This window comes from Klebsiella sp. MS 92-3, assembly GCF_000195655.1.
GTDB classification, from domain to species: domain Bacteria; phylum Pseudomonadota; class Gammaproteobacteria; order Enterobacterales; family Enterobacteriaceae; genus Klebsiella; species Klebsiella pneumoniae.
This window is the reverse complement of sequence record NZ_GL882786.1, coordinates 93,049-99,621: the sequence shown is the minus strand read 5'-3', so window position 1 is coordinate 99,621 and position 6,573 is coordinate 93,049. Positions and strand designations below refer to the sequence as shown.

The 6,573-nt window shown below is 56.2% G+C and carries 6 protein-coding genes; 4 read left to right on the top strand and 2 right to left on the bottom strand.

The features are described from left to right. Positions 1 to 149: 149 nt before the first annotated feature. Positions 150 to 1,097, bottom strand: a complete 948-nt coding sequence (locus tag HMPREF9538_RS17740; RefSeq protein ID WP_004190773.1) for a quinone oxidoreductase family protein — start codon at positions 1,095 to 1,097, stop codon at positions 150 to 152. Positions 1,098 to 1,171: 74 nt separating this feature from the next. On the opposite strand from HMPREF9538_RS17740, the gene HMPREF9538_RS17745 reads away from it, so the two are divergent. Next, positions 1,172 to 1,630, top strand: a complete 459-nt coding sequence (locus tag HMPREF9538_RS17745) for a MarR family winged helix-turn-helix transcriptional regulator (RefSeq protein WP_002901718.1) — start codon at positions 1,172 to 1,174, stop codon at positions 1,628 to 1,630. A 42-nt stretch (positions 1,631 to 1,672) separates the two neighbouring features. Here HMPREF9538_RS17745 and HMPREF9538_RS17750 read toward each other — a convergent pair whose 3' ends face one another. Continuing rightward, positions 1,673 to 2,581, bottom strand: a complete 909-nt coding sequence (locus HMPREF9538_RS17750) for a LysR family transcriptional regulator (protein WP_009484646.1) — start codon at positions 2,579 to 2,581, stop codon at positions 1,673 to 1,675. A 128-nt stretch (positions 2,582 to 2,709) separates the two neighbouring features. Between HMPREF9538_RS17750 and HMPREF9538_RS17755 the strand changes: the two genes are divergently transcribed. The 3 genes from HMPREF9538_RS17755 to HMPREF9538_RS17765 are packed head-to-tail and all read left to right on the top strand — an operon-like array spanning position 2,710 to position 6,385. Further along, entirely contained in the window at positions 2,710 to 4,020 is a 1,311-nt protein-coding gene (locus tag HMPREF9538_RS17755; RefSeq protein ID WP_002901722.1) for an MFS transporter, read from the top strand. A 14-nt stretch (positions 4,021 to 4,034) separates the two neighbouring features. Continuing rightward, on the top strand, positions 4,035 to 5,123 hold the full coding sequence (locus HMPREF9538_RS17760; RefSeq protein WP_002901724.1) for a tartrate dehydrogenase: 1,089 nt from the start codon (positions 4,035 to 4,037) through the stop codon (positions 5,121 to 5,123). A gap of 2 nt (positions 5,124 to 5,125) precedes the next feature. Then, a complete protein-coding gene (locus HMPREF9538_RS17765) occupies positions 5,126 to 6,385 on the top strand; it encodes a glycerate kinase type-2 family protein (protein ID WP_009484644.1) in 1,260 nt (419 codons plus the stop codon). Positions 6,386 to 6,573 lie beyond the last annotated feature (188 nt).

Genomic DNA, 6,573 nt, shown 5'->3' with positions numbered 1-6,573 from the left:
CCCCCGAAAGGGGGGGGGCAAAAATACTGGAAGCAATGTGAGCAATGTCGTACTGAATACCCGAGTGATTTACTCAACTATTCAGTGATGAGAAAGATAATATTTCTCATTTAAGATATCAACCCCATCTTTTGTGCGGAAGCGATTTTTTATCCTAGGGTGAAAACCGTGCGCTTCTGGCTGTCGTCCTGCGGCCAGGCCGCCGCGATCTCCTGCAGTGGCCGCGGGGTGGTGGCGATGGTCAATTTCCCCGGCACCGCCGCCTGCAGCATTTCACCGGTCGCCGCCAGCAGTTGCGATACCGACAGGCTACCGATCCCGCTGCCCATCAGCAGGAGTGGGGCGGAACGCAGCACTGCGCCATTTAACGCGATATCGGCGCCAGCCAGGGAACCCACCTGCACATAGCGCACCGGACTGCCGGCAGGGGTATATTTCGCCAGTGCCGGCAATAATAATTCCGCGCTGTGTCCCCACAGGTAATCGATGACCACATCGATCTGCGCGGCGCTGACCGCTGAAAATTGCCCGCTCAAGGTTTTATCATCAGCGGTTAACTGAATACACTCATCGGCGTCCAGCGCCGCGAGCGACTGCGCATTGCGCCCGGTTGCAATGATTTTTTTCGCCCCCAGATAGCGGGCAATCTGTACCGCCAACTGACCGGCGCTGCCGGTGGCGCCATTAATCAGCACCGTTTCGCCGGCCTGAAGCTGGGCGCGTGTCACCAGCGATGCCCACGCGGACATACCGGGGTTGGCCATTGCCGCCGCCTGGATATCATCGAGCGCATCCGGCAGCGGCAGACAATTCTGCAGGGCGACCGGCGCCCGCTGCGCCATACTGCCGAAGGGGGCGGTGGGGAAGGCGAAGTAGACGCGCTGGCCCTGAGGTGTGGTGCCGACGCCATCGATACCAGGCACAAAGGGCAGATTGCCGTCGAAGCTGTAATGGCGTCCGGATGCCCGGGCCTTAACCACATGGCTTATCGCGGCGGCGCGGACGTCAATGAGCGTCTGGCCGGGCGCGGGCTGCGGGTCGATAAAATCGGCCCAAACCGGGCCTTCTGCGAGATCAAAAACCACGGCTGCTTTCATAAATTATCTCCTGTCGGGAATTATGTGTAAAATACACATATTGTTTTGCAGCACTATACGCGGTAAATTAATACATGCAAGATGCACATAATGACTACGACATTACCGACTTTCACGGCGCGCTGCTGGATATCATCAGCGTAATGAACCAGCCGCTGCGCGATGAGCAGATCCTGCAGGCAGCCGGCATCCAGCTGGAACAGATGCTGTTTCCGCTGCTTGTGGCGGTAGGGCGCCATGGCCCGGTGGGGGTGGTTGAGCTGGCGGATCATTTAGGGCGCGATTACACCACCGTCAGCCGCCAGGTGAAAAAACTGGAAGCCCAGGGACTCGCCTGTAAGCAACCGAACCGTCATGATCGACGGATCAGCGAAGTGACGCTTAGCGCCAGCGGACAACAGATGATCGACAGTATTGCGGTAGCGCGGCGGCGGTTAATGAATCAGGTGCTGGCGCAGTGGCCGGAAGATGAAGTGCAGGCGCTGTTTCGCTTAACGCGCAAATACGCCGACAGTTTGCAGCAACCAGGCTAAATTCTCGTGTGTTGCCGCCTGGCGCAACAATCAGCTTTTGCGTCACAACTCACGGGTCAGTTCGTCGATGTTGTCGGAAAGTATCTCCAGCAGGGATCTCACATAGAGAGTGTTGTTTCCCTGATGCCACATCGCGCTGAGGGGGAGCCCTTCGACATGCTTTTTCGGCGTGAGCGCAAGGTATTTCACGCCGTCGGCATTCATGTCTTTATAGGACGCTGGCACCAGAGCAATGCCGAGTCCTGCGGCAACAAAACTCAGGATAGTCTGCTTCTCTTCAGCATACTGCGCGATGACAGGCATGCTGCCCCCCTCTTTGAAAATATTCATTGTCAGGTCATGGCTGTGACGCCGGGTGCGTCTTTCCGGCAAGATAACCGGCTCGTGTCGGAAATCATCGATACTGACTTCGTCATAACTGACCAGCCGGTGATGAGCGGGCACGGCGAGCACGCAGGTTTCATTGGCGATAAAACGCGCTGTCAGCGTGGCATCAATATGTTCCGGCGGGCGTACAAAGACCACATCCAGCCACCCTGAAATGAGTCGGGGAATCAGCTTGTGAGATTTATCTTCCGTAAGATGAATATCTGCCTCAGGAAAACGTCTGACAAAAAGATTAAGCAATTCAGGAAGTAATCCTTTGGCTGCGCTGTCGATAGCCCCGATCCGCAATGTTCTTTTCTGTAACAGGGTATTTTTACGGAATCGCTGCCGTAGCGCATCGAAATCAGCAATGACCGTTTTGGCCTCATTTAAAAAGGCGGCACCTTCAGGCGTTAGCGACACATTGCGGGTCGATCGATTCAGTAGCCTGATCCCCAAATCATCTTCCAGCAGTTTGATGAAGCGACTCAGTGACGCAGGCATCATTTCGAGTTTACGGGCAGCCCGGCCAAAGTGAAGCTCATCACCTAATACCACAAAGCAACGTAGCTGATTTATATCCATTTTTTCACCAAAACCTGATTATACAAATTATTTATATAAAGCCGTGCCGATGATAAAGCGGTTCAAAACTTCATACTGGGATTATTACAAAACGATAACAACCCTACATCACTATGGAGCATCCCGTCATGAAAAACGACCTCGAAAAGAAGGTGATGCGTAAGGTTACCCTGCGCATTATTCCTTTCATCATGCTGCTGTACTTCATTGCCTTCCTTGACCGCGTCAACATTGGCTTTGCCGCCCTGACCATGAATCAGGATCTGGGATTTTCACCCACCGTTTTTGGTCTGGGCGCTGGCATTTTCTTCCTGGGTTATTTTCTGTTTGAGGTACCGTCAAACTTAATTCTTCATAAAGTGGGCGCCCGCATCTGGATCGCCCGCGTCATGATTACCTGGGGATTCGTCTCTGGCTGCATGGCTTTTGTGCAGGGCACGACGAGCTTCTACATTCTGCGTTTTCTGCTCGGCGTGGCGGAAGCCGGTTTCTTCCCGGGGATCATTCTCTATCTTAGCTACTGGTTTCCTGCCGCCAGGCGTGCGCAGGTCACTGCCATCTTTATGGCCGCAGCTCCCCTGTCGACAGCACTGGGATCGCCGGTTTCGGCCGCACTGCTGGAGATGCATGGCTTCCTTGGCTACGCCGGCTGGCAGTGGATGTTTGTACTGGAAGCTTTGCCGGCGCTGGTGCTCGGTGTTGTGGTTCTGTTCTTCCTGACGGATCGTCCGGCCAAGGCCAAATGGCTGACTGATCAAGAGCGTGCCTGGCTGGAAAACGCCATGCAAGACGAGGAGCGGGCACGGGCGGCAAAACAGAGCCATTCCAGCGCATGGCGAGGGCTAGCGGATATACGCGTCCTGGCGCTGGCGCTGGTCTATTTCGGTACCTCAGCCGGGCTGTATACGCTTGGCATCTGGTCCCCGCAAATCATTCGCAGTTTCGGTGCTTCCTCGCTGGAGATTGGTTTCCTGAACGCCTTTCCGGCGGTGATCGGCGTCATCGCCATGATCCTCTGGGCGCGTCATTCCGATCGAACCAAAGAGCGCAGCTGGCACGTCATTGGCGCCTGCCTGCTGGCGGCTGCCGGGCTGATATACGCCGGTAATGTCAGCACATTGTTTACCGTAATGGTCGCCTTAACGCTGGTCACCGTGGGGATTAGCGCATCAAAACCCCCTTTGTGGAGCATGCCAACCCTGTTCCTCAGCGGCCCGGCTGCGGCCGCTGGCATTGCCGCTATCAACTCCATCGGCAACCTCGGCGGTTTCGTTGGCCCGATGATGATTGGCGTGATCCGCGAGCAAACCGGTAGTTACAGCTGGGGCCTGTACTTTGTCGCCGGATTGCTGGCGCTCTCGGCCCTCGTGGTCATGATTCTTTCTGCCAGAGCGAACAAATCGCCGACGGCAGAGCTTCCACATCCTCATACTCATTAACTGGAGAAGTAACGATGCGTCACTACAAAATTGCTGCCATCCCTGCGGACGGTATCGGACCGGAAGTCATTTCGGCAGGTATTGAAGTCTTGCACGCGCTGACGCGCCACGATCCGCAACTGAAATTTGATATAGAGACCTTTGACTGGGGGTCAGACTATTACAAAAAACATGGCGTGATGATGCCGGAAGAAGGGCTGAACATGCTGAAAGCATTTGATGCCATTTACTTCGGCGCGGTGGGGGCCCCGGATGTCCCTGACCACATCACACTCTGGGGCCTGCGGCTGCCTATTTGCCAGGGCTTTGACCAGTACGCCAATGTGCGACCCACCAAAATTCTGCCGGGCGTCACTTCACCGCTGCGCAACCGCGGGCCTGGCGATCTTGACTGGGTCATCGTGCGCGAAAACTCCGAAGGTGAATATTCTGGTAACGGCGGCCGTACCCACCGTGGTTTACCTGAAGAAGTCGGTACCGAAGTGGCAATCTTTACCCGTGTTGGGGTGACACGCATTATGCGCTATGCCTTCAGACTGGCACAGTCTCGTCCACGTAAACTGCTGACCGTGGTGACCAAATCCAACGCCCAGCGCCATGGTATGGTGATGTGGGATGAGATTGCCGCTGAAGTGGCGCAGGAATTCCCGGATGTGCAGTGGGACAAAATGTTGGTCGATGCCATGACGCACCGTATGACGTTGCATCCCCAGACCCTGGATACCATCGTTGCCACCAATCTGCACGCCGATATCCTTTCCGATCTGGCTGGCGCGCTGGCGGGTAGTCTGGGCGTAGCGCCGACCGCGAATATTGATCCTGAACGCCGCTTCCCTTCCATGTTCGAACCGATCCATGGTTCCGCATTCGATATCACCGGCAAAGGGATTGCGAACCCCATTGCCACTTTCTGGACCGCGGTACAGATGCTTGAACATCTGGGCGAACGCCATGCCGCTGCGCTGATTATGGAAAGCATTGAGTATGTGTGTGAAAAAGGCATTCTGACGCCAGATGTCGGTGGCTCAGCCAATACCGCGGAGGTGACACGCGCCGTGGTGCACTACATTGACGCTAAAGCTGACATTGCCGAGACCGCATAAACATGAATAACGAACAGGCTGCAGAGATCCTGCAGGATATCTTTCAACATGCGGTCAACAGTGCCCGCGCCGGGCCGGTGACCCTGGCTAACCTGCCGGAAAAACCTCGCGGCCGTTGTGTGGTGATCGGTGCGGGTAAAGCGTCCGCGGCAATGGCGGCTGCCGTGGATGCGGCCTGGCCGGATGTGGCGGTGTCGGGCGTGGTGGTGACGCGTTACGGTTACGCGGTTCCTGCGGGCCGCATCCGCATTATTGAGGCGGCTCATCCCGTATCAGATGCCATGAGCGAGGTTGCCGCAATGCTGATTGTGGAGACGCTGCGCGGTTTAACTGCCGATGATCTGGTGCTGGCATTGATTTCAGGGGGAGGGTCGGCGCTGATGGCGCTGCCCGCCCGGGGGTTAACGCTGGCAGATAAGCAGACCATCACCCGGGCCCTGCTCCATAGCGGGGCCAGCATCAAAGAGATGAATCTGGTACGTCGTCATCTCTCAGCGGTGAAAGGCGGAAAGCTGGCGACCATGGCGCAACCGGCGCGCATCGTATCACTGATTATCAGCGATGTGCCTGGCGATAATCCGACGGACGTAGCGTCTGGCCCCACCGTTGCCGATAACAGCGCACCACGTGATGCGCTCCGGGTACTGCAGCGGTATGGCATTGCGATCCCGAAGCCCGTTAGCGAACGGCTAAACCAGCCGGCCGGCCCGGTGGAAAACGCCGCGACAGGCGAGGTCAGGCTTATCGCCACGCCGGCGATGGCGTTAGCGGCGGCGGCTCTGGCCGCACGACAACATGGGTTCACCCCCCTTATTTTGGGGGATGCTATAGAAGGTGAAAGCAGGGAAGTGGCGGTGGTCATGGCCGGTATGGCGAAATCGGCGAAGCAGTATGGTCACCCGATTTCAGGGCCTGCTGTGCTGTTGTCAGGTGGCGAAACCACGGTGACAGTAAACAACACTCAGCCTGGAAAAGGGGGCCGCAATACCGAGTTTTTACTCAGTCTGGCCTGTGCGCTCCAGGGGGAACACGGTATCTGGGCCATGGCGGGAGATAGCGATGGTATTGATGGCACAGAAGATGCCGCAGGTGCGATCGTCTTCCCGGATACGCTTGCGCGCGGCAAGCTGAGCGGTCTTAATGCAGTGCAATATCTGGATGGCCATGATAGTTACTGCTATTTTCACGCGCTAAATGATTTGCTGATCACCGGCCCGACGTTAACCAACGTCAATGATATTCGGGCAATATTGATTGCCTGACTGTATCGCTCTCCTGTGCCAGGGAGAGCGATATTTTTCCCTTTCAACATAGTTCAAATCTTCGGTATCCGCCCGCCATCCATTTCCACGCTAAAGCGCATCGCCTGGCGTCAAGGTGTCGATCATCGGTCCGTCTGATGTGTTGGCGTGCAAGATGGCATGGAAAGGAAGGTAACGCGTGGAAATCG